Annotated in this window: 20 protein-coding genes; 12 read left to right on the top strand and 8 right to left on the bottom strand. The window is 68.3% G+C overall.

The window, feature by feature from the left end:
- The 4 genes from HUS56_RS07995 to HUS56_RS07980 are packed head-to-tail and all read right to left on the bottom strand — an operon-like array spanning position 1 to position 3430.
- Complete coding sequence (locus tag HUS56_RS07995) at positions 1–1056, bottom strand: branched-chain amino acid ABC transporter permease (protein ID WP_254431345.1); 1056 nt, start codon at positions 1054–1056, stop codon at positions 1–3.
- An 8-nt stretch (positions 1057–1064) separates the two neighbouring features.
- Entirely contained in the window at positions 1065–1946 is an 882-nt protein-coding gene (locus tag HUS56_RS07990) for a branched-chain amino acid ABC transporter permease (protein WP_173922856.1), read from the bottom strand.
- Positions 1947–1950: 4 nt separating this feature from the next.
- Complete coding sequence (locus HUS56_RS07985) at positions 1951–2661, bottom strand: ABC transporter ATP-binding protein (protein ID WP_173922855.1); 711 nt, start codon at positions 2659–2661, stop codon at positions 1951–1953.
- Positions 2648–3430 (bottom strand): ABC transporter ATP-binding protein, encoded by a 783-nt coding sequence (locus tag HUS56_RS07980; protein ID WP_173922854.1) that lies wholly within the window; start codon positions 3428–3430, stop codon positions 2648–2650. The genes HUS56_RS07985 and HUS56_RS07980 overlap by 14 nt, the downstream gene beginning before the upstream one ends.
- A 308-nt stretch (positions 3431–3738) precedes the next feature.
- Between HUS56_RS07980 and HUS56_RS07975 the strand changes: the two genes are divergently transcribed.
- From HUS56_RS07975 to HUS56_RS07965, 3 genes are all read left to right on the top strand, one after another.
- Entirely contained in the window at positions 3739–5106 is a 1368-nt protein-coding gene (locus HUS56_RS07975) for an aminomethyl transferase family protein (RefSeq protein ID WP_173922853.1), read from the top strand.
- Positions 5107–5161: 55 nt separating this feature from the next.
- Positions 5162–6031: an IclR family transcriptional regulator gene (locus HUS56_RS07970; RefSeq protein WP_173922852.1), complete on the top strand. Its 870-nt coding sequence runs from the start codon at positions 5162–5164 to the stop codon at positions 6029–6031.
- Positions 6032–6113: 82 nt separating this feature from the next.
- Positions 6114–7232 carry a 5-methyltetrahydropteroyltriglutamate--homocysteine S-methyltransferase gene (locus HUS56_RS07965; RefSeq protein WP_173922851.1) on the top strand — a complete coding sequence of 373 codons (1119 nt, stop codon included), beginning with the start codon at positions 6114–6116 and terminating at the stop codon, positions 7230–7232.
- A 39-nt stretch (positions 7233–7271) separates the two neighbouring features.
- Here HUS56_RS07965 and HUS56_RS07960 read toward each other — a convergent pair whose 3' ends face one another.
- On the bottom strand, positions 7272–8060 hold the full coding sequence (locus tag HUS56_RS07960) for an NAD(P)-dependent oxidoreductase (protein ID WP_173922850.1): 789 nt from the start codon (positions 8058–8060) through the stop codon (positions 7272–7274).
- A 119-nt stretch (positions 8061–8179) separates the two neighbouring features.
- Between HUS56_RS07960 and HUS56_RS07955 the strand changes: the two genes are divergently transcribed.
- Positions 8180–8872: a GntR family transcriptional regulator gene (locus tag HUS56_RS07955; RefSeq protein WP_254431344.1), complete on the top strand. Its 693-nt coding sequence runs from the start codon at positions 8180–8182 to the stop codon at positions 8870–8872.
- A 69-nt stretch (positions 8873–8941) separates the two neighbouring features.
- Here HUS56_RS07955 and folE read toward each other — a convergent pair whose 3' ends face one another.
- The 3 genes from folE to HUS56_RS07940 all read right to left on the bottom strand — a co-directional run bounded on the left by folE (position 8942) and on the right by HUS56_RS07940 (position 12460).
- On the bottom strand, positions 8942–9589 hold the full coding sequence (gene folE / locus HUS56_RS07950; protein WP_173922849.1) for a GTP cyclohydrolase I: 648 nt from the start codon (positions 9587–9589) through the stop codon (positions 8942–8944).
- Between the two features lie 105 nt (positions 9590–9694).
- A complete protein-coding gene (locus HUS56_RS07945; RefSeq protein ID WP_173922848.1) occupies positions 9695–11047 on the bottom strand; it encodes an aminomethyl transferase family protein in 1353 nt (450 codons plus the stop codon).
- A 6-nt stretch (positions 11048–11053) separates the two neighbouring features.
- The gene (locus HUS56_RS07940; protein WP_173922847.1) at positions 11054–12460 is read right to left on the bottom strand and encodes an aminomethyl transferase family protein; all 1407 of its coding nucleotides are present in this window, start codon (positions 12458–12460) and stop codon (positions 11054–11056) included.
- A gap of 153 nt (positions 12461–12613) precedes the next feature.
- Here HUS56_RS07940 and HUS56_RS07935 point away from each other — a divergent pair, with 153 nt between their 5' ends.
- The 8 genes from HUS56_RS07935 (at position 12614) to purU (ending at position 20958) form a co-directional block, all read left to right on the top strand.
- Positions 12614–13363, top strand: a complete 750-nt coding sequence (locus HUS56_RS07935) for a PIG-L deacetylase family protein (RefSeq protein ID WP_254431343.1) — start codon at positions 12614–12616, stop codon at positions 13361–13363.
- On the top strand, positions 13360–14064 hold the full coding sequence (locus HUS56_RS07930; protein WP_173922845.1) for a 4-carboxy-4-hydroxy-2-oxoadipate aldolase/oxaloacetate decarboxylase: 705 nt from the start codon (positions 13360–13362) through the stop codon (positions 14062–14064). The genes HUS56_RS07935 and HUS56_RS07930 overlap by 4 nt, the downstream gene beginning before the upstream one ends.
- Positions 14051–15127 carry a PrpF domain-containing protein gene (locus tag HUS56_RS07925; protein ID WP_173922844.1) on the top strand — a complete coding sequence of 359 codons (1077 nt, stop codon included), beginning with the start codon at positions 14051–14053 and terminating at the stop codon, positions 15125–15127. Before HUS56_RS07930 ends, HUS56_RS07925 begins: the two co-directional genes overlap by 14 nt.
- Positions 15128–15173: 46 nt before the next feature.
- Positions 15174–16127: a VOC family protein gene (locus HUS56_RS07920; protein ID WP_173922843.1), complete on the top strand. Its 954-nt coding sequence runs from the start codon at positions 15174–15176 to the stop codon at positions 16125–16127.
- Between the two features lie 105 nt (positions 16128–16232).
- Positions 16233–17798, top strand: a complete 1566-nt coding sequence (locus tag HUS56_RS07915) for an aldehyde dehydrogenase family protein (protein WP_173922842.1) — start codon at positions 16233–16235, stop codon at positions 17796–17798.
- A 41-nt stretch (positions 17799–17839) separates the two neighbouring features.
- Positions 17840–19111, top strand: coding sequence for an MFS transporter (locus tag HUS56_RS07910; RefSeq protein ID WP_254431342.1), 1272 nt, complete (start codon positions 17840–17842; stop codon positions 19109–19111).
- Positions 19112–19268: 157 nt separating this feature from the next.
- Complete coding sequence (locus HUS56_RS07905) at positions 19269–20075, top strand: methylenetetrahydrofolate reductase (RefSeq protein ID WP_173922893.1); 807 nt, start codon at positions 19269–19271, stop codon at positions 20073–20075.
- A gap of 10 nt (positions 20076–20085) precedes the next feature.
- A complete protein-coding gene (gene purU / locus HUS56_RS07900) occupies positions 20086–20958 on the top strand; it encodes a formyltetrahydrofolate deformylase (protein WP_173922841.1) in 873 nt (290 codons plus the stop codon).
- Positions 20959–21002: the final 44 nt, after the last annotated feature.

Here is a 21002-nt window from a genome sequence, read left to right as displayed (position 1 = left end):
TCATGACTGACCTTGCCTCTCTGTTTCGGGTCCCTCCGCCGCCTGTCCTGCGTCCTGGTGCATCGGCGAAGTGGTCTGTGGGGATGTCGCGACGGCCGTGTCGCGCTTGCGCGTGAGCCGTCGGATGACGCGGGGCAACGACACGAGCCCGCCCGGAAGGATGAAGAGCACCGCGACCAGGATGATGCCCTGGCTGATCGCCGTGACCGTCGGATCGATGGCGTTGGTCACCTGCGGCACCAACACGTAGTACACGCCGCCGATGAGCGATCCCGCGATGCTGGCCGCACCGCCGACGACCATCGCTGCCAGCAGGCTGATGGAGTGGGCGAAGCTCATCGTCTCGGGCGAGGTGTACTGCACGGCCACCATGTACAGGAACCCGCTCGCCCCGCCGAAGATCGACGCGATCGTGAACGCCATCACCTTGTATCGGTACGGCGAGATCCCGATCGAGCGCGCGACCGCCTCGTTGTCGCGGACGATCGCCATCGCCCGCCCGAACTTGCCGCGCACGAGGTTGTACGCCAGCACGAATCCGATCACCGTGATGACCATGACCATGTAGTACTGCCACTGGTCGTTGTCCAGGCCGGTCCAGTCGGGTGCGCTGGAGAACCGAGCCGACGTGCCCTGCGAACCTCCGGTGAGGTCGGTGAGCCGCTTCGCGAGCGGCACGCCGATGATGGGCAACGCGATCGTCACCATGGCGATCGCGAGGCCACCGAGCCGGGCCGCCGCCAAGGCGATGACGAGACCCAGCAGTCCGGGGAGGATGCAGGCGGCGAAGAAGGTCACGACGATGTTCCAGTCGTTGTTCACCCCGTACGCGGTCACGTAGGCGCCGACCCCGAGGAAGAAGATCTGGCCGAGCATGACCTGGCCCGTGTACCCCATGATGATGTTCAGCCCCAGCACCGCGACGGCGTAGACCCCCATGCGCGTCAACGTCTGGTTCGCGAAGACCGGCAGCACGAGCGGCGCGATCAGCAGCAGCGCCGCCACGACGACGACGACCGCCACGCGGACCCACGTATTGCTGAGGAGCTTGGACATGCGGTTCATCAGACGCGCACCACGACCTTCCTGCCGAACAGGCCCTGGGGGCGCACGAGCAGAACCACGAACAGGATGATGAACGGCACCGCGATCTTCAGGTCGTACCCGATGAACGGCACGTACACCGCGGCGAGGTTCTCGAGCACGCCGATGCCCCAGGCCGCGACGACCGCACCCAGGGGGCTGTTCAGGCCACCGATGATGACCGCGGCCAGCGCGTACACCAGCGCGGTGTCCATCATTCCCGGCGTGAGCGTGAGCGCCGGTGCCACCAGGGCGCCTGCGACCGCACCCAGTGCCGCCGCCAGCCCCCAGCCGATCATCAGGAGCCGACCGACCGGAAGCCCCGAGTAGGCCGCGGAGCTGGGATTGATGGCGACGGCCCGCAGCGCGAGTCCGAGCTTCGTGCCCTGGAACAGCAATTGCAGCACGACCATGATGCCGACGATCGTGAGCGTCGTGCCGATCGAGCGAACGCTCACGACGGCACCGAGGATGTCGACCGTCTCCAGCGGGAAGAGCGACGGGAACTGGCGGTTGTTGTACCCCCAGATCCATCCCGCGATACCGGTGAAGAGCGTCAGCAGACCGATCGTGACCACGACCGCGGTGTCTGGGTCGCCGCCCTCGAAGCGTCGGATGAGCAGGCGCTCGACGATGGCGCCGAGCAGGAACGACACCACGATGGAGCCGAGGATGGCGAGGATCGTGGGGAACCCCCACCCGATCAGGACGTACGCGAAGTAGGCCGACAGCACGGCCATCGCACCCTGCGAGAAGTTGATCAACCCGGTCGACTGGTTGACGAGCACGATCGCGAGGGCGAGCGCGGCGTAGACCGACCCGAGCGCGAGCCCGTCGATCACCAGCTGGATGAACGTATCCACTCCGTCACCCTCCCAGGTACGCCCGTCGGATCTCGTCCATGCCCTTGAGTTCGGCGGACGAGCCGGAAAGTACGTTTCGCCCCGTCTCCAGGACGATCGCAGAATCGACGAGGGTGAACGCGAGGTTCGCGTTCTGCTCGACGATCAACATCGCGATCCCCGATTCCAGGCGGAGCCGCCGGATCGCCTCGTAGACCGCCTTCGCGGTGCTCGGCGCCAGCCCCAGGGATGCCTCGTCGAGCAGGAGCAGGCGCGGGCGAGCCATGAACGCGCGCGCGACGGCGAGCATCTGCTGCTCGCCCCCGGAGAGTGCCGACGCGCTCGACGAGATGCGGTCCTTCAGATTGGGGAACAGCTCGAGGCAGTAGTCGAGGTCTTCGGCGACGGCCTTGCGATCCTTGCGCAGGTAGGCGCCGACGCGGAGGTTCTCGCGCACGGTGAGCTGTCCGAGCGTGCCACGGCCCTCGGGCACGTGCGCGATGCCGAGCTTCGCCACCTGCTCGGGGTGCAGGCCCCGGATGTCGCGGCCGTCGTAGGTGATGCGTCCACCGGTGCGCACGGCGCCGCTGATGGCCCGCAACGTCGTGGTCTTGCCCGCACCGTTCGCACCGAGGATGCCGACCGCGCCGTTGTCGGGGACGGACAGGGACACCCCGTCCAGCACCTGGACGGGGCCGTACCAGGCGGTCACGTTGTCGAGCTCAAGCAGCGTCATCGGCGGCATCCTTCCCGATGTACGCCTCGATCACTCGCGGGTCGGACTGCGCCTCGGCCGCCGTGCCCTCCATGAGCTTGCGGCCGTGGTCGAGCACGACCACTCGCTCGGTGAGGGCCGCGATCAGGCCCATGTGGTGCTCGACGATGACGATCGTCACGTCGAAGTCGTCGCGGATGCCGCGGACGAGCTGGATGAGGCGATCGACCTCGGAGTGAGGGAGGCCCGCCGCCGGCTCGTCGAGCAGGAGCAGGTGCGGACGCAGCAGCAGCGCACGGCACAACTCGATGCCCTTGTGCAACCCGTGCGACAGTTCGTCGGGTGTGCGGTGCGCGGCCCAGCCGAGGTCGAGGCGCTCCAGCATGCCGAGCGCCTCGTCGCGCAGGGTGCGCTCGTCCTTCCTGGTGAAGGGCAGGCGCAGTGACCACTCGACCGGACCACCACGGAGGCGGGGGTGCACCCCGAGCATCACGTTCTCGAGGACTGTGGCGTTCAACTGGAGGGCGGGATGCTGGAACGTGCGGGCGAGCCCGAGTCGCGACATCCGCCACGAGGGTTTGTGCAGCACCTCGACGTCGTCGATCTTGATGCTGCCCGACGAGGGCCGATAGTGGCCGCTGATGCAGTTGAACAGCGAGGTCTTGCCGGCGCCGTTGGGGCCGACGAGACCGAAGATCTGCCCGGCCTCGACGGTGAAGCCGACATCTCCGAGAACCTGAACACCGCCGAAGTGCAGGTTGACGTCCTGCACTGTCAGTTGAGCGCTCATTGCCAGCCTCTCGCGTCGTCGCGTGTGCGCCGGGTCGACCCGATCGTGTTCCTGCTGGGGACGTTACGGAGTCCCCACTCAAATTGTCAACGATTTTGCTGTCAGAACCAAATGGGTTGTCGAATCGTGATTTTCCCCGGCGCGCGTGCAGCGCCGCGGCATCCGACCGCGTTGTCAGCTCCTACGTCCTGGAGCAATGCTGACTGCTGGGCCGCGCGCGTCGGCCCCGGAATTCGATTGAACGGAATCGGCAGGAACCGTGCGCGACCCACCTCCCTACGCTGGTCGCGAAGGAAAGGAAGTCGAAGATGACCGAATCTCTCGCGCAGGCCATCGACCGCGTGGGCGGCCCCGTCGAGGTGCTGCGGAACCAGAACTGGCCGGCATTCACGTTCCCGGTCGCGCCCGAATTCACGAACTGGCGCGATGAGCAGCGGGCCTGGAACGACACGGTGGCCGTCATGGACCAGTCGCATCACATGACGCAGCTCTTCCTCGACGGCACCGACCTCATCCCGCTGCTGAGCTCGATCTCGCCCAACACCTTCGCCACCTTCCGCCCCGGCGTGGCCAAGCAGCTCATCTCCGTCAACAAGGACGGGTATCTCATCGGCGACGGGATCCTCTTCTACAACGCCGACGGGCCCGAGGGCCTGGTCCTGATCGGACATCACCTGCTCATCGACTGGGTGCGGTTCAACGTCGAGAAGGCGCAGGCCGCCGGCAAGGACGTCCGCCACCGACTCGAGGCGAACTCGCACATGCGGCAGGGACCGCCCACCTTCTACCGCTACGAGTTGCAGGGCCCCAAGGCCGACGAGGTCATGGAGAAGCTGTTCGGCGGGCCCGTGCCCGAGCTCAAGTTCTTCCACATCGGCGACTTCGAGATCGCCGGCAGGGCCGTCAAGGCCCTGCGCCATGGCATGGCAGGCCAGCCCGGCTTCGAGTTCTACGGCCCCTGGGAGGACAACGAGGTCATCATGGACGCACTGTTGTCGGCCGGCGAGGAATTCGGCGTGCGCCGGGTCGGCGCGAAGGCCTATTCGTCGACTCCGCTCGTCTCGGGCTGGGTGCCCACGCCGTTCCCGGCGATCTTCGACGAGGACTTCGCCGAGTACCGCGAATGGCTTCCCGCCGCGCGCGCCGGTTCCGTCGCGGGATCGCTGTACTCCGATGACATCCACGACTACTACATGACCCCCTTCGACCTGGGCCTGGGGCGATCGGTGCGGTTCGACCACGACTTCCACGGACGCGAGGCACTCGAGAAGCACGCCGAGTCGCCGCGGCGCCGCAAGGTGACGCTGCTGTGGAACGCCGACGACGTCGCCGAGGTCGTGAAGTCGCAGGTCGAGTCCGGCACGCCGGCCAAGTTCCTCGACTTCCCGAAGGCGCGCTACGGGCTCTACCAGATGGACGAGGTGCGCAAGGACGGGAAACTCGTCGGCATCTCGACCGACGCCGGCTACGTCGCCCCCGACCAGCTCTACATGTCGCTGGCCACGCTCGACGTCGACATCCGCGATGGCGACGAGGTCGAGGTCGTGTGGGGTGAGGACCCGATCTCGCGCAAGGACTCGGTCGACGCGGCGCACCGCCAGGTGAACATCCGCGCCACCGTCGCGCCGGCGCCGTATCACGACTTCGCGCGCACGGTCTACCGCGCCAACGACTGATCGGATTCCGCTCAACGGAATCGACTAGCATGGCGTCGTCGTCGAGGAGGATGCCGTGGCACGAGGTTCTGCAGGCCGGTCGGTGCTGCAACGGCACCTCCGCGTGCTCGAGGCCTTCGATGCGTGGCATCCGTTCCTCACCCTGAGTGAGATCGCGGATGCCGCGGGCATTCCCCGTTCGAGTGCACACCGGCTGATCGGCGAGCTCGAACGCGAGGGCCTGCTCGAGCGCCTGCCCGACCGGACCTACCGTCTGGGCGTGCGGCTGTGGGAGTTCGCCAGCCGCACGCCCGGAGCAGTCGGCCTGCGCGAGATCGCGCGGCCCTGGCTCGGCGCAGTGCATGAGCGCGTCCGCCAGCACACGCAACTCGGGGTGCTGAGCGGCCACGACGTGCTCTTCATCGAGCGGATGTCGACACCCGACGCGGTCGTGAACGCCACGCTCATCGGGGGACGGATCCCGTTGCACGCCTCCTCCAGCGGCCTGGTGCTGCTCGCGAACGGCGATCCGGCGCTGATCTCCGACGTGGCCGGCAGCGACCTGAAGTCGTACACCGAGCACACGCTCACCGACGCATCGCAGCTGCGATCGGTCCTGCGTCGCGTCCGTGCCGAGGGATACGCGGTCGCCGACGGGCACATCCACCCCGAATCCCGAGGAATCGCCGTGCCGGTGATCGGCCCCAGCGGGGCCGTGTACGCCGCCATCGGCGTCGTGGTGCCGAACGACGGCACGGCCCCGCTCCCCTACGTCGACCTGCTGCGACGAGCCGCCGCCGGTGTCGCACGCGACCTCGCGGCGGCATACCGTCCCGACGTCGGGGATCACACGCACGGGATCCGTTCCCTCGTGACCGGTTCGCGCCGATCGCTCGAGTACCTGGAGTCGCTGGCCTCCACGGGTGCGCCGGCCGCCGAACCGTGATCGATCCCATGTCGTCACGGCGTTCCGGCGCAATGCGGCGAAACACTCCGCCGGCCAGCGAGGTCGGGCGTAGGCTCAGCCCATGTCTGTGAACCCACCGTTCCGCGCCGACATCGTCGGAAGCTTCCTCCGACCCGATGACATCAAGGACGCCAGAGCACGACACGCCGCCGGTGAGCTGGATGACGCCGGCCTCCGCAGCGTCGAGGACGCGGCCATCGAGCGACTCGTCGCGCGAGAAGCAGCCGCGGGATTGCGGCTCGCGACCGACGGTGAGTACCGCCGATCCTGGTGGCACTTCGACTTCTTCGGCATGCTCGACGGCGTGAGCGTGGTCGAGCTCGACCACGGCATCCAGTTCCAGGGCGTGCAGACCCGCCCGCGTGGGCTGCATATCGACGGCCCGATCGGGTTCCCGGCTGATCACCCCATGCTCGAGCACTTCCGGTACCTGAAGGGCGTGGCCGAACGCGCCGGCGTCGTTCCGAAGTTCAGCATCCCGGCACCGACCGTGCTCGACTTCCGTCTCGAGCGCGACGCCCTCAACGGCTCCCGGTACTCGGGGCACGAGGACATCGTCGACGACCTCGCCCAGACGTATCGTGACGCCGTACAGGCGTTCTACGACGCCGGATGCCGCTACCTGCAGTTCGACGACACCGCATGGGCCTACCTCTGTTCCGACGAGGAGCTGGCCAAGGCGGCGGAACGCGGCATCCGCACCGATCACCTCGCCGACCGCTACGCGGCGCTCATCAACGCCTCGCTCCGCGACAAGCCCGACGACCTGGTCATCACGACGCACGTGTGCCGCGGCAATTTCCGGTCGACGTGGATCTCGTCAGGCGGCTACGAGCCGGTCGCCGAGCAGCTGCTCGGCGAGTGCGACTTCGACGGCTACTTCCTGGAGTACGACAGCGAGCGAGCCGGCGGGTTCGAGCCACTGCGGTTCCTGCCCGAGGGCGAGAAGGTGGTGGAGCTCGGCCTCATCACGACCAAGACGGGCACCCTCGAGGACCACGACGAGATCCGCCGCCGCATCGACGAGGCCGCCAAGATCGTTCCGCTCGCGCAGCTCGCGCTCAGCCCGCAGTGCGGATTCGCCTCGACCGAGGAGGGCAACCTGCTCAGCGAAGACGAGCAGTGGGCGAAGATCGATGCGGTCGTGGCCCTCGCCGACGAGGTGTGGGGCACGTCGTAGCATCTCGTCGAGCGACGACCGGAAGACTCCTTCCCTGCCTCAGCCGACCGGCGATGTCCCGTTGGGATCGCGCCCCTCGGCGATCGCGTGCAGCCATGCGATGGTGCCGTCGGTCATCGGATGGGCGGCGCCCAGCGACTCGAGGAATGCGAGCGCATCGCGCATTTCGGCTTCGCGACGCACGGCGTGCACGGGCGTGCCCTCGAGCAGGCGCTGCACGACGTCGTGACCCGACGGCCCGAGCTCGGAGGCGATCTGGTCGGCGATCCACTCGTCGGCGCCGATCGCCCTCGCCGCCGTCGTGCTCTCGAAGATCAGCGCCGCGAGTCCCTTCATGAACACGCTCCGAAGCAGCTTCAGCCCGGCGGCGGCGCCCGCGTCCGTGCCGACTTCCACGACCGGCACGCCGAGGTCGCCGAGCAGTTCGTGCAGCCGGCTCGCTCCGGTGCCGCTCAGCGCGAGTGGGGTCTCGATGCGGGCGCGCGGAACGGGCGCGAGGATGGCGACGTCGACGAACGCGACCCCCCGCCCGGCGGCGCGCTCGGCGAGCTGCTGCTTCTTCATCGGCGAGGCCGTGTTCATGTCGGCGTAGATGGCCGACGACCCGATGCCGGTCAGCGCCTCATCGAGCACGGATGCCGCCGCATCGCCACCGACGAGGCTGAGCACGACCTCGGCGTCGCGCACGGCTTCGATGATCCCGGGCGCCAGGGTGACGCCCGATGGCGCGGAGCCGGCAGCGGGGTCGCTCGCCGTGACCGCGACCTCGCGGGCGGCGAGGTCGGAGGCGTAGATGCGCCCCGCCTCCCCGAGGCCCAGTACGGCCACGCGCAAACTCCATCACTCCCTCGACGATGGGTGCCACTGATGATGGGTGCCACTAATATTGTCAACAATAGTGGTTCGCGCCCTCGCCCGAACCATGTGATCAACCCCGGGGGATGGCGATGTCGACAGCCGTAGAGGAGTCCAAGGCGGGCGGCGCGGTCGACATGACGGCTGCGGATGGCGCCCGCAGTGCCGACGCGCGGGTCACGGATCTCATCCGCGACGCGATCGTCCGCGGCGAGTACGCGCCCAACCAACGGCTGATCGAAGCCGACCTGAGTGCAACGTTCGCCGCCAGCCGAGCGACGGTGCGCACGGCGCTCCTCGAACTGGCGAGCGAGGGCCTGGTCGAGCGGCTGCCGAACCGCGGATCCCGAGTCCGTGCGATCTCCCTCGACGAGGCGATCGAGATCCTCGAGGTGCGCATGAGCATCGAGAGCCTGTGCGCGGCCAAGGCGGCCGAGAAGATCTCCGATGCCGATGCCGACGCGCTGGAGCGGCTCCGAGACGAGATGGCCGCGGCCGTCGCCGAGGGCGACCTCCCCGAGTACTCGCGACTCAACCAGTACCTCGACGTGCGCGTCCGCGAGCTCAGTGGGCACGCGACCGCCTCCGACGTGCTCGCCCGGCTGCACGCGCAGAGCGTGCGCCACCAGTTCAAGCTGTCGTCGCGTCCGGCACGTGCCAAGGTCTCCGTGCTGCAGCACGCCGCCATCATCGACGCCATCGTCGCGCGTGATCCCGACCGTGCCGCGCTGGCCGTGCATGACCACATGCTCAGCGTCATCGCCGCACTGCGAGAGCTGGCCTGACGCGAGGCGGGCGAAGCGGGCGAAGGCGGCCCGGGTGCGACCGCCGAGAGACCGCCGGCCACCGACCGCCTACGATCTGACCGCGGCGGGGAGGATTCCGTCGAGGGGCGCCAGGGCGTCGGCGCCGTCGAAGAGCCAGGGATCGGATCGCGGCGAGGTGTGCACCGGGATGAGCCGCAACGCCTCGCTGCGACGCTGGGCGTCACGATAGATGCCCCGGCTCGCCATCGTGGTGGCGCGGGCGTCGGTCTGACGTGCACCTCGATCCGCCATGCATCCGTGCGAGGCCTCCATCACGACCAGGACCCCGCGCGCACCCAGCCCTGACTCCACGGCGTCGGCGAACTGGCCCGTGAGACGTTCCTGCACTTGGAGCCGTGTCGCCAGCGTCTCGAGCGCCCGGGCGAACGAGCCGAAGCCCGCGACCGACTCGCCCGGTGCATACACGACGTGCGCGGTGCCCCGGAACGGAAGCAGGTGATGCTCGCACATCGAACGGAACGCGAGGTGCGAGATCACGACGGCCTCGCCGTCGGCGATGCCGTCACCCGGCAGCGGCTGCAGCATGCCGGCCGCGTCGCTCGCGTAGCCCGCGAGCAGCTCGGCGTAGCTTTCGGCGACGCGGCGCGGCGTCTCGACGAGTTCGGGCCGGTCGGGATCCTCGCCGAGGGCGAGCAGCAGATCTCGCACCGCCTGACGCACAGCATCTGAGTTCACGAACGGCCTCCACGGTGAGGATCGGTGAGGATCGGTGAGGATCGGTGAGGATCGGATTTACCTATGTAGAGAGGTACGCTACCGTATGCAGCCGGCCCGACCGGATCAGCTCTTGCGATAGTTCTCTCGAGCGAACGCGGAGTACGGCGCGGGCTGCACCGTCGCCCGGATCTCCACCTGGCGGTGGCGCTCGACGGCGGGCTTGTGCGAGTTCGGCTCCTCACCCCAGATCACGGTCACCTCGGTTCCGGGCTCGGCATGCTCGTTCTCGATGCTCGCGAGCGAGACGAAGGCGTTCTCGTTGGTGATGTACCCCGCGTCGTGCGAGATGCCGACATCCGTGCCGTCGATCAGCACGCGATCGATCTGGTACTGGCCGTACCGGGCCTTCGGGAAGTCGATGTACTTCGCCGGAACCCCGGGCTCGAACAGCGTCTGGACGGCGGCCGCGACATCCTCGGGGTTCCACACCAGCGTCACCTTGCTGCGATGCTGGGCCGCAGCGTGCCGCTCGAGCGCAGCACGCCCGATGAACTCGTGGTCGAAGGCCACGCTTCGGCCGTAGCCGAGGTCGTACGGCGTGAGGTAGTAGTCCTCGATGTCCTCCGACGCGAAGCTGCCGGCCAGCGAGCCCGCTCGGTTCGCCGGCAGCCACTCGCGATAGGCCTCGGTGCCCTCGCCGCTGAAGATGGCGGGCAGCGGCGACGGGACCCACGCCGATTCGAGGTTGGACGACGAGTACGCCTTGGATCCGACGAGCACGAGATCGAGATCCTCGCCGGCCGCGACCAGGGCGGCCCGCACACGCTCGCCGTCGGACCATGGTCCGAACAGCTCGAAGCCGGGCTGGCCGGCCATGCCGTGGCGCAACGACCGGACCGTGATGCCGTCGATCACGAACGTGGTCATGCCGAAGAACCTGGTCGGCGGCACCTCCGTACCGGTCGCCTTCTCCATGAGCGCCAGCGCGTTCGGGCCCTGGATCTCGTAGCGGTAGAGCTTGGGGTCGCCCTCGCGCACGATGGAGCTGGCGTCGCGTTCGAAGGACACGTCGTAGTCGCCGGTCTCACCGTGGAACTGCACCCAGTCGAGTGCCATGTGCCAGCCGACGAGATCGAACGAGTTCTCCTCCAGGTAGAACAGGATCGCATCCCCGATGAGGTAGCCCTCGTGGTTGACCGCCACGAACTGCTTCGCCTGGTCGGGTCGGAACTTCGCGAAGCTGTTGACACCCGTGTCGCTGAGCAGCCGGAGCGCGTCGGGACCGGTGATGAAGAGGTCGGTCATGTGATGCGACTGATCCAGCAGCGCCACCGAGGTGCGCCAAGCCTGCTGCTCGGTCCGCCAATTGCTGAACTCGGGTGTGACAGGGAAGACGGTGGGCCGCGCCTGCGCGTTGCGAAGCAGCTGCACCGGGCTCCCGACACGGGCGATCGCGTCGGCGAGGGACTCGGTCATGAAGATTCAGACCTTCGCGGTCGTGCGCCAGCCGCCGTGGTACTCGGTGCGGGCGGTCTCGGCGTAGGGAGCCGGGCTGACCACGGCACGCACCTCGATCTGGTCGTGCGGCTCGACGGTCGTCTTGCCGGAGCCGCCGTCGGGCTCGCCCCAGACCACGCGCACCTCGGCGCCGATCGGCACGTCGGCGTCGACGGTCGCCAACGAGAGCCCGCGCTTCTCGTTCGCGGTGATGCCCGTGAAGAGCGACAGCCCGACGGTGTTGCCCTCGGCGTCGAGGACGGCGTCGTAGTTGCTCGATCCGTAGTTGGCATTGGGCAGGTCGAAGAACTGGTACCCGACGCCGTCACGGTCGAGGACGCTCGTGAGGATCTTGCCGAGGTCCTCGTCGTTCCACGCGAGCGTGACCTTCTTGCGCTGCTGTTCGGGGTCGAGCCGCTCGAGCGCCTCGCGGCCGATGAACTCGTGATCGAACTTCACGAACGAGCCGTAGCCGAGTTCCCACGGGTTCAGGTAGTAGTCCTCGATGTTCTCGGACACGAACGACCCGGCCAGCGCGTTCACGGCCTCGTAGCTGTTCGCGGGCAGCCACTCGCGGAACCGGCGCTCGACGTCGCCGCCGGTGTAGATCGCGGGCAGCGGCGAGGGGATCCAGCCCGACTCGAGCGTGTTCGACGAGTAGGCGCGCGAACCGCACGGCTCGATGCCGAACTCACTGCCGGCCTCGAGGATCGCATCGCGGATCTTGCCGTGCTGCTCGTACGGCCCCCACAGTTCGAGCCCGGGGGCGCCGGCCATGCCGTGGCGCAGCGTGCGCACCTGCTCGCCGGCGATGGTCATGTGTCCCATGTGGAAGAACTTCACCTTCTCGACGGTGCCACCGGCGAGCTTCTCGATGATCTGCCACGCGTTCGGGCCCTGGATCTGGAAGCGGTAGTACTCGCGGTGCACGGCCTGGCCGTAGGGACGCGACGGGGATCGGTCGTCGTAGCGGAACTCGAGGTCGTACCCGCCGGTCTCCGCGTGGAACTGCAGCCAGTTCGCGGCCGGCGCGCGGCCGACGTACACGTAGTCGTCCTCGGCCTCGTGGAAGAGGATGCCGTCGCCGATCACGCCGCCGTTCGACGCCGTCGGCACGAACTGCTTCGCCGTGTCGACCGGGAAGTTCGCGAAGGAGTTGATGCCCGTGTCGCTCAGCAGCTTCAGGGCGTCGGGCCCGGACATGAAGAAGTTCACCATGTGGTGCGTCTGGTCGTAGAGCACCGCGGTCTCGCGCCATGCCTTCTGCTCCCTGCGCCAGTTCGTGAACTCCGCGGGGACGACCGGGTAGATGTACGTGCCGAGCTTCGAGTCGCGGAGCGTCTGCACGATGTTCCCCCGCTCCTCGAGCAGCTGCTGCAAATTGTCGGCCATGTGTGCGCTCCTTCGGCGTCTTCGTCGTCGCTGGCGATGCTATGCAACCAGCATCCCTACGGCAATAGGTATCGGGTAACCAAGATTGTAGACAAAATCTTGACCACACACCAGAGGTATGGTTCGCTGGCAGGCGAGAGTGAGGAGTCTGCTTTGGCTGAGAACACCCTTCTGGTCGTGAGCGCACACGCGGGGGACTTCGTATGGCGGGCCGGAGGCGCGATCGCCGCAGCCACCGCCCGCGGGGAGCGAGCCGTCGTCGTCTGCCTCTCGTACGGCGAGCGGGGCGAATCGGCCAGCCAGTGGCTGCAGGGCAAGAGCCTCGACGAGATCAAGCGGATCCGTCGTGAGGAAGCGGAGGCCGCGGCATCCGCCCTGGGCGCCGAGATCGAGTTCCTCGACCTCGGCGACTACCCGCTGCGCGAGACGCCCGAGGCGGTGGCGCAGCTCGTCGACGTGTACCGGCGCGTGCAGCCCACGGTCGTGCTGACGCACACGCTGACCGACCCCTACAACGGCGACCACCCCGCCGCCGCCCGCATGGCCCTCGAGGCGCGGGTGCTCGCACAGGCGATCGGCGTCGCCAACGCCGACGGCTCCTCGCCCTCGAAGGACGAGATCATCGGCGCGCCGCCGGTGTTCTTCTTCGAGCCGCACCAGCCCGAGCAGTGCGACTTCAAGCCCGACGTGCTCCTCGACATCACCGACGCCTTCCCGTCGAAGCGCAAGGCGATGGAGTGCCTTCCGGCGCAGAAGCACATGTGGTCGTACTACACCGACCTCGCGATCCGCCGCGGCGTGCAGGTGAAGCGCAACGCCGGCCCCAACCTCGGGCTGCCCCACGAGACCATGGGTGAGGCCTATGTGCGGTACTTCCCCCAGGTGACGAGCGTCCTCGAATGAGCGGCATCGTCGTCACCGACATCGCGCGAGCCGAGCGCGATGTCGTCGACGCCCTCGGCGAGTTCGGCTCGGCGACGGTGCACGAGGCACTGGGTCGGATCGGCTACGCCGGCCCGCGCATCCGGCCGATCCAGCAGGGTGCGGCCGTATCCGGCACGGCGGTGACCGTGCTGACTGCGCCGGGCGACAACCTCATGGTTCACGTGGCGATCGAGCAGGCCGCGGCCGGGGACGTGATCGTCGTCGTGCCGACGACCGACTCCGCGTTCGGCTTCATCGGCGAGCTGATGGCGACCCAGATGCAGGTGCGCGGCGTCCGAGCCTATGTGACGTCGGGCGGTGTGCGCGACACCAGGGAACTGCGAGACATGGGGTTCCCGGTCTGGACCGCGCATGTCAGCGCCGAGGGCACCGTGAAGGACACCGCCGGTTCGGTCAACGTGCCGGTGATCCTCGACGGTGTCGTGGTGAACCCGGGCGATGTGGTCGTCGCCGATGACGACGGCGTGACCATCGTGCCGCGGGAGCGTGCCGCAGCGGCCCTCGACGCGGCGCGCTCGCGTTCCGAGCGCGAGGCCGCGAACCGCGCACGCTACGAGGCCGGCGAGATCTCGATGGATGTCAACGGGCTCCGGCCGGTGCTCGATGGCCTCGGCGTGCGGTACCTCACGCAGGCGGAATACGACGATGGCCGCCGCTGATCCTGTTCGCGACGGCATCCCGTGCATGCTCATGCGCGGAGGGACCTCCAAGGGCGCGTACTTCCTTCCGGAGCATGTTCCGACCGACGTGCTCGAACGAGACGACCTGCTGCTGCGCATCATGGGGAGCCCCGACCCCAAGCAGATCGACGGGTTGGGCGGGGCGCACCCGCTCACCAGCAAGGTCGCCATCGTCTCCCGTTCCGACGACCCCGACATCGATGTGGACTACCTGTTCCTGCAGGTCGTCGTCGATCAGCCCTCGGTGAGCACCAAGCAGACGTGCGGCAATCTGCTCGCGGGTGTCGGACCGTTCGCGGTCGAGCGCGGCCTCGTGCCCGCCGGTGACTCGACGACGGCCGTCCGCATCCGGCTGCTGAACACCGGGGATGTCGCCACGGCGACGTTCGCCACATCCGGCGGCCGTCCCGACTACGACGGCGACGCCTCGATCGACGGCGTCCCGGGCACCGCATGCCACATCGACGTCGAGATGGCGGCAGGCGACAAGCCGCTGCTGCCCACCGGCAACGTGGCCGACGAGATCGCCGGGCACCGTGCGACCCTCGTAGACAACGGGATGCCGGTGGTGCTGCTGCGTGCGGACGAGTTCGGCGTCGCCGGCGATGAGTCCCCTGAGGACCTCGAGTCCCGCCCCGATCTTCGCAGCGCGATCGAGGCGATCCGCCTGGAGGCCGGGCGGATGATGGGCCTGGGCGACGTGGCCGAGCAGACCGTTCCGAAGATGTTCCTGCTCTCACCGCCGCGAGACGGCGGCGTCGTCGGCACGCGCGGCTTCATCCCCACACGGGTGCACTCCTCGATCGGAGTCCTGATGGCGGCATCCGTGGCTGCCGGGGTGACCATGCCGGGCGCCGTGGGCCACGACTTCGCACAGATCCCCGAGACGGGCCCGTACCGGATCGAGCACCCGACGGGCTCCTTTCCGGCGCGAATCCGAGTGGACCGGGGAGACGACGGCGTGTGGCGCGGAACGTCGACCTCGCTGCGTACCGCACGCAAGATCTTCGACGGTCTCGTCTTCCCCCGACCCCGCCTCTGATGCTCGAACGCAGATCCCGACCCTCATCCAGAGAGGACCATTCGAAATGACCGAGTACACCTCGTTCGACGTCGCGCATCTCGGCAACGTCGAGCTGCTGACGCCCACCTTCGACGAGAGCCTCTGGTTCTTCCGCGACCTGCTCGCGATGCGCGTCGTCGCAGAGGAGGGCGACTCGGTGTTCCTCCGCACCTGGGACGAGTACCAGCTCTACACGATCAAGCTCACCGCCGCCGATGACGCCGGAGTCGGCCGCACGACGTTCCGAACGACCAGCCAGGAGGCGCTCGAGCGCCGGGTCGCGGCGATCGAGAAGATGGGCCTGGGAACCGGATGGGTCGACGGCGAAGTCGGCACCGGACCGACCTACATGTTCCAGGACCCCGACGGCCACACCATGGGCATCTACTACGAGAGCGAGCGCTACGTCGCCACCGACGACAAGCCGGCCCTGAAGAACCAGGCGTCGGCGTTCCCCGGCCGCGGCGTCAACGCCCGCCGTCTCGACCACATCAACTACCTCGCGAAAGACGTCGTGGCGAACGGCGAATTCGTGGCGAAGGCGCTCCAGGGCCGCGAGAGCGAGCGCATCGCTCTCGACGAGGGCGGGTTCGCGGCGTGGTGGTTCCACTTCAACAACAAGCCGTACGACATCGTCTACTCCGCCGCCGGGCTAAAGCACGGCAACCGCCTGCACCACATCGCCTTCGCGCCCGACACCCGGGAGGACATCCTCAAGGCCGCCGACATCTTCCTCGAGAACGGCATCCACATCGAGTCCGGCCCGCACAAGCACGCCATCAACCAGACCTTCTTCCTCTATGTCTGGGAGCCCGGTGGCAACCGCATCGAGTTGGCCAACGCCGGCGCACGGCTGCTGCTCGATCCCGATTCCCCGGTCGTCGAGTGGACGCAGGAGGAGCGCAAGAAGGGCCAGGCCTGGGGCATGAAGACGATCGAGACGTTCCACACGCACGGCACGCCGATCGTGAAGAAGTAGCGGAACAGACGATCTGCACCGAACCGGTTCCGCCCGACCGGAACCGTGATGGACTGGAGACAGCATGATCCCGAGCACAGAGAGGTGGGGAGTCGCATGAGCGACATGGAGAACGCTGTGGTCAGCACGGATGCCGCATCCGGCACCGCAGCCGATACGGGTACGCAGGCCACGGGCGGCGTGCAGACCTCGACCCGAGTGCGGACCGGCTTGTACATCGGTGGCGAGGAACGCTTCACCGATGAGGTGCTGACGGTCGCCGACCCGGGCAAGCCGGGCGTCACCGTCGGCGAGGCCGCGTCCGCGTCCGAGGCGGATGTCGCCGATGCCATCGCCGCGGCCAGGGCGGCGTACCCGGCGTGGTCCGCGTTGAGCGCGCAGGAGCGGGCCGCGAAGATGGCCGACGCGATCGCGGGCATCGCCGACGACCGCGACACGGATGCCGCGATCCTCTCGCAGGAGAACGGCAAGATCCGGATGGAGGCGTGGGTCGACGCCCTCGTCTTCGAGATCCGGTGGAATCTCGCGCTGATGCTCGCCGACGAGGTCGACGGGGGCAAGACGCTTCCCGTCGTGCCCGGGCAGATCCCGGTGACGACCGAGGTGGCGTACCAGTCCATCGGACCGGTGACCATCATCGTGCCGTTCAACTGGCCGATCGCGATCCTCGGCGCATCCCTGCCGCACGCCCTGCTCGCCGGCAACACGGCGATCGTGAAGCCGCCGCCCTCGACGCCGCTCGCGACGACTCGCGTGGTGCAGCGCGTGGCCGAGAAGCTGCCGCCCGGCGTGCTCAACGTCGTGACCGGCACCGACGCCAACATGTCGGCGCTGATCCAGAGCCCCGACATCGCCAAGGTCTGCTTCACCGGCAGCGTCAACGGCGGCAAGCGCATCATGGAGATGGCCTCGAAGGCGCTCACCCGAGTGACCCTCGAGCTCGGCGGGAACGACGCCGCCGTCTTCCTCGAGGACGCGATTCTCGACGACGCCCACCTCGACCGGCTGTACGCGGCGATCTTCGACACGACCGGCCAGATCTGCATGAACGCGAAGCGCGTGTACGTGCACCGTTCCCGCATGGACGAGCTCGTGGCCGGGCTCTCGAAGCGGCTCGAGCAGGCCGTGCTCGGCTACGGCCTCGACGAGGGCACGACGATGGGGCCGCTGCACCAGTCGGCGCAGAAGGCGTTCGTCGAGGACATCATCCAGGAGGCGAAGGATGCCGGAGCCGACGTGCGCGAGTTCGGAACGCTGCCGTCCGACCCCGAGCTCCAGGGCGGCAACTTCCTGCGCCCTGCGCTGGTGATCGACCCCGACCCGTCGCTCCGCGTCGTCACCCAGGAGCAGTTCGGACCGGTGATCCCCATCATCCCGTTCGACTCGGAGGAGGAGGCGATCGCTGCCGCGAACGACACGTGGAGCGGTCTCTGCGGGTCGGTGTGGACCGCCGATCGCGATTCCGCGAACCGCGTGGGTGCACAGCTCGTCTGCGGTTACGTCTGGGTCAACGACCACGGCGCGACCCGACTCGACCTGCGGGCTCCGTTCGGGGGCATGAAGCAGTCCGGGTTCGGGCGCGAGCAGGGCATCGAGGGCGTGCGGGCGTTCCAGGACACCCGATCGATCGCCCACCTCGACGCCGACGCACTGGCCGCGATGGCGCACTGAGGATTCCGATCAGCGAGCGAGTCCAGCGTCAGGAGGCGCGGATGCCGGCACCGGTAGCGGTGCGGCATCCGCGCCTCCTCCTTGCCGTCGCCGTCCTCATCATCGCCGCGAACCTGCGCGCGTCGATCGCGGGCGTCGGCCCGCTGCTCGCGCAGATCGCCGACGACCTGGGCACGACCGAGGCGGCGCTGGGCCTGCTCGCGGCCATCCCCCTGATCGCGTTCGCCGTCGTCTCTCCGCTGGCGCACGGCATGAGCACGCGACTCGGCATGTCGCAGACCGTGCTGTGGTCGCTCATCGCCCTCGCCGCCGGAACGGTGTGGCGATCGCTGCCGGGCTCGCCCGTGAACCTCTGGGCGGGCACCGTGCTGATCGGGGCATCCCTCGCCATCGTGAACGTGCTGCTGCCGGCCGTGATCCGACGCGACTTCAGCGATCGCGTCGCCGGGATGACCGGGTTGTTCACCGCGTTCCTCGCGGGCACGGGTGCCCTCGCCTCGGGCGTGGTGGTGCCCATCTCGCACATCGTCGTCGACGGCGACGAGATCGGATGGCGGTGGGCGCTCCTATGGTCGGGTTCGCTCGTGACGCTGGCGATCGCCGCCTGGGGAGCGCACCTCCTGACGCGTCGTGGAGCCGCCGACCGGCGCCGGGAACGGGAACCGGTTCCCGTCGACCAGGTCGAAGCACCGACGAGCCGTGCCGGCATGTGGGGCGACCCGGTCGCGTGGCTCGTGCTCATCTACATGGGTGCGCAGGCGATGTGGTTCTACATGCTCATCACGTGGCTCGCCCCGTTCGCGCTCACGCTCGGTCGCTCCGAGGTGGTCGCCGGAATCGACGTGATGCTGCTGCAGGTGTGCTCGCTGATCGGGTCGCTCAGCGTCCCGTTCCTGCTGCGCGCCCCCGGCCTCGCCCGCTGGACGCCCGCGCTCATCCCGGTGGTGGGCATCATCGGGGTGACGGGACTCATCACCGTTCCCGCCTTCTTCATCGGCTGGGTCCTCATCTGCGGACTCGCGAGCGGCGCCTCCCTCTCGATGACCTTCACGCTGTTCGGGCTGCGCGCCCGCTCGGCCGTCGCGGCAGGGCGACTCTCGGGCATGGCGCAGTCGGGCGGGTACGCGATCGCGGCCATCGGGCCCGTCGCCTTCGGCGGCCTGTTGAGCCTCACCGGCGGATGGCTCGCGCCGTTCCTGCTCGTCGTGTTCACGCTCGTGGTGCAGGTGACCGTCGGCGGGTTCGTCGGACGCAACCGGCATGTCGAATCCGGAGTCGCCGGAGCCCGTGAACGAAGCGGGAAACTTTTCTGATACCTATGGACAGTCCCTATTGGGATAGGTAAAGTGGGGAGCAGGCGCACCGCAGCGCTCCGCCCTGAGCGGGAAAGGACTTCGATCAGTGACCAGAACCACGCCCGCGCCCAATCGCGAGGCCGCCCTCCAGCTCGTCGATGACTTCTCTCTGGAGATGACCGGCAAGGACATCCCCGGTCTCATCGAGGCGAAAGACAGCATCCCGCAGGGCACGAAGATCAACGTCACCTTCCTCGGCAACGAGGACCTCGAGATGCGAGTCGCCGCCGCCAAGGCGGTGCGCGACCTCGGCTTCGTGCCGGTCCCCCACATCTCGGCCCGTCGCATCGGGTCGCAGCAGCAGCTCGAGGAGTTCCTCGGCCGCCTGCAGGAGGTCGGCGCGACCGAGCACGTCTTCTCCGTCGGCGGCGACCCGGCCACGCCCGAGGGCCCGTACCCCGACTCGCTGTCGGTGATCCGCTCCGGCGTCCTGCAGAAGTACGGGGTGCGCGAGGTGTCCATCGCGGGCTACCCCGAGGGCCACCCCGACATCGCCGACGACGTCCTGTGGCGTCACCTCGAAGACAAGTCGGCCGCGTTGAAGGAGCAGGGCCTCGACGCCGTCATCCTGACCCAGTTCGCCTTCGACACCGACCCGGTCATGTCCTGGATCGACGCGGTCCGCGCGCGCGGCATCGACACGCAGATCCGCGTCGGCACGCCCGGTCCGGCCGGCATCAAGCGTCTGCTCGGGTTCGCGCGCCGGTTCGGTGTCGGTGCGAACGCGATGATCGTCAAGAAGTACGGCTTCTCGCTCACCAACCTCATGGGCACCGCGGGGCCCGACCGGTTCGTGACCGACCTCGCCTCGCTCCTCGCCGAAGACCCGAGCTCCGGGCGCGTCGGACTGCACTTCTACACGTTCGGCGGACTGCTCGCGACCTCCGACTGGGTGCGCCAGTTCACCGCGGCGCAGGCGTGAGGCCACGACGATGAGCTTGCACATCCAACCCATGAGCGACCAGGCGTGCCTGATCGTGCACGGCCCAGACCAACCCGGAATCGTCGCCGCGGTGACGGCGCTCATCACCCGCAACAAGGGCAACATCGTCACCCTCGACCAGTACACCGACGACCCCGTCGGCGGCGCGTTCTTCCAGCGCGTGGTGTTCCAGCGACCCGACTTCGCCGTGGCGATGCCCGACATCGAGGCCGACCTCGACAAGACGTTGAGCCCGCTCGGCCTGGAGTGGACCCTCACCGACCAGTCGATCCCGAAGCGCATGGCGATCATGGTGTCGACCTCCGACCACTGCCTGCTCGAGCTGCTCTGGCGCCACCGCCGAGGCGAGCTTCCCGTGACCATCCCCATGGTGATCTCGAACCACACGAACACCGCCGAAGACGTGCGCTCGTTCGGCGTGCCGTTCTTCCACGTTCCCTCGCAGGGCCCCGACAAGTCGGCCGCCGAGGCCGAGATCCTGAAGCTCCTCCAGGGCAACGTCGACTTCGTGGTGCTCGCCCGGTACATGCAGATCCTGTCCGACGACTTCCTCGCGAAGGTCGGCGTGCCGGTCATCAACATCCACCACTCGTTCCTGCCCGCCTTCATCGGCGCGGCGCCGTACCGCAAGGCGCATGAACGCGGCGTGAAGCTCATCGGCGCGACGTCGCACTACGTGACCAAAGACCTCGACGAAGGGCCGATCATCGAGCAGGACGTCGCCCGCGTGACGCACGCCCACTCGGCGGCCGACCTCGCCAAGCGCGGCGCCTACGTCGAGCGGGCGGTGCTGTCGCGTGCCGTGGAATGGCACGCACAAGACCGCGTCATCCGTCACGGCAACCACACCATCGTCTTCTAGGCGACGGATGTCTCACCCAGAGGCATCCGCCAATGAAACCCATC

Origin of the sequence: Agromyces sp. Marseille-P2726 (assembly GCF_902809835.1) — a bacterium.
Lineage (GTDB): Bacteria > Actinomycetota > Actinomycetes > Actinomycetales > Microbacteriaceae > Agromyces.
The sequence above is the reverse complement of the archived record's forward strand: the minus strand, read 5'-3'. Positions and strand labels throughout refer to the sequence as shown.

Coding starts and splice junctions, on each gene's coding strand:
- HUS56_RS07940 (WP_173922847.1), bottom strand. CDS start 12,460: ATGGCCGACAATTTGCAGCAGCTGCTCGAGGAGCGGGGGAACATCGTG.
- purU (WP_173922841.1), top strand. CDS start 20,086: ATGAGCTTGCACATCCAACCCATGAGCGACCAGGCGTGCCTGATCGTG.
- HUS56_RS07955 (WP_254431344.1), top strand. CDS start 8,180: ATGTCGACAGCCGTAGAGGAGTCCAAGGCGGGCGGCGCGGTCGACATG.
- HUS56_RS07925 (WP_173922844.1), top strand. CDS start 14,051: ATGGCCGCCGCTGATCCTGTTCGCGACGGCATCCCGTGCATGCTCATG.
- HUS56_RS07980 (WP_173922854.1), bottom strand. CDS start 3,430: ATGAGCGCTCAACTGACAGTGCAGGACGTCAACCTGCACTTCGGCGGT.
- HUS56_RS07910 (WP_254431342.1), top strand. CDS start 17,840: ATGCCGGCACCGGTAGCGGTGCGGCATCCGCGCCTCCTCCTTGCCGTC.
- HUS56_RS07975 (WP_173922853.1), top strand. CDS start 3,739: ATGACCGAATCTCTCGCGCAGGCCATCGACCGCGTGGGCGGCCCCGTC.
- HUS56_RS07945 (WP_173922848.1), bottom strand. CDS start 11,047: ATGACCGAGTCCCTCGCCGACGCGATCGCCCGTGTCGGGAGCCCGGTG.
- HUS56_RS07920 (WP_173922843.1), top strand. CDS start 15,174: ATGACCGAGTACACCTCGTTCGACGTCGCGCATCTCGGCAACGTCGAG.
- HUS56_RS07915 (WP_173922842.1), top strand. CDS start 16,233: ATGGAGAACGCTGTGGTCAGCACGGATGCCGCATCCGGCACCGCAGCC.
- HUS56_RS07930 (WP_173922845.1), top strand. CDS start 13,360: ATGAGCGGCATCGTCGTCACCGACATCGCGCGAGCCGAGCGCGATGTC.
- HUS56_RS07995 (WP_254431345.1), bottom strand. CDS start 1,056: ATGTCCAAGCTCCTCAGCAATACGTGGGTCCGCGTGGCGGTCGTCGTC.
- HUS56_RS07905 (WP_173922893.1), top strand. CDS start 19,269: ATGACCGGCAAGGACATCCCCGGTCTCATCGAGGCGAAAGACAGCATC.
- HUS56_RS07985 (WP_173922855.1), bottom strand. CDS start 2,661: ATGACGCTGCTTGAGCTCGACAACGTGACCGCCTGGTACGGCCCCGTC.
- HUS56_RS07965 (WP_173922851.1), top strand. CDS start 6,114: ATGTCTGTGAACCCACCGTTCCGCGCCGACATCGTCGGAAGCTTCCTC.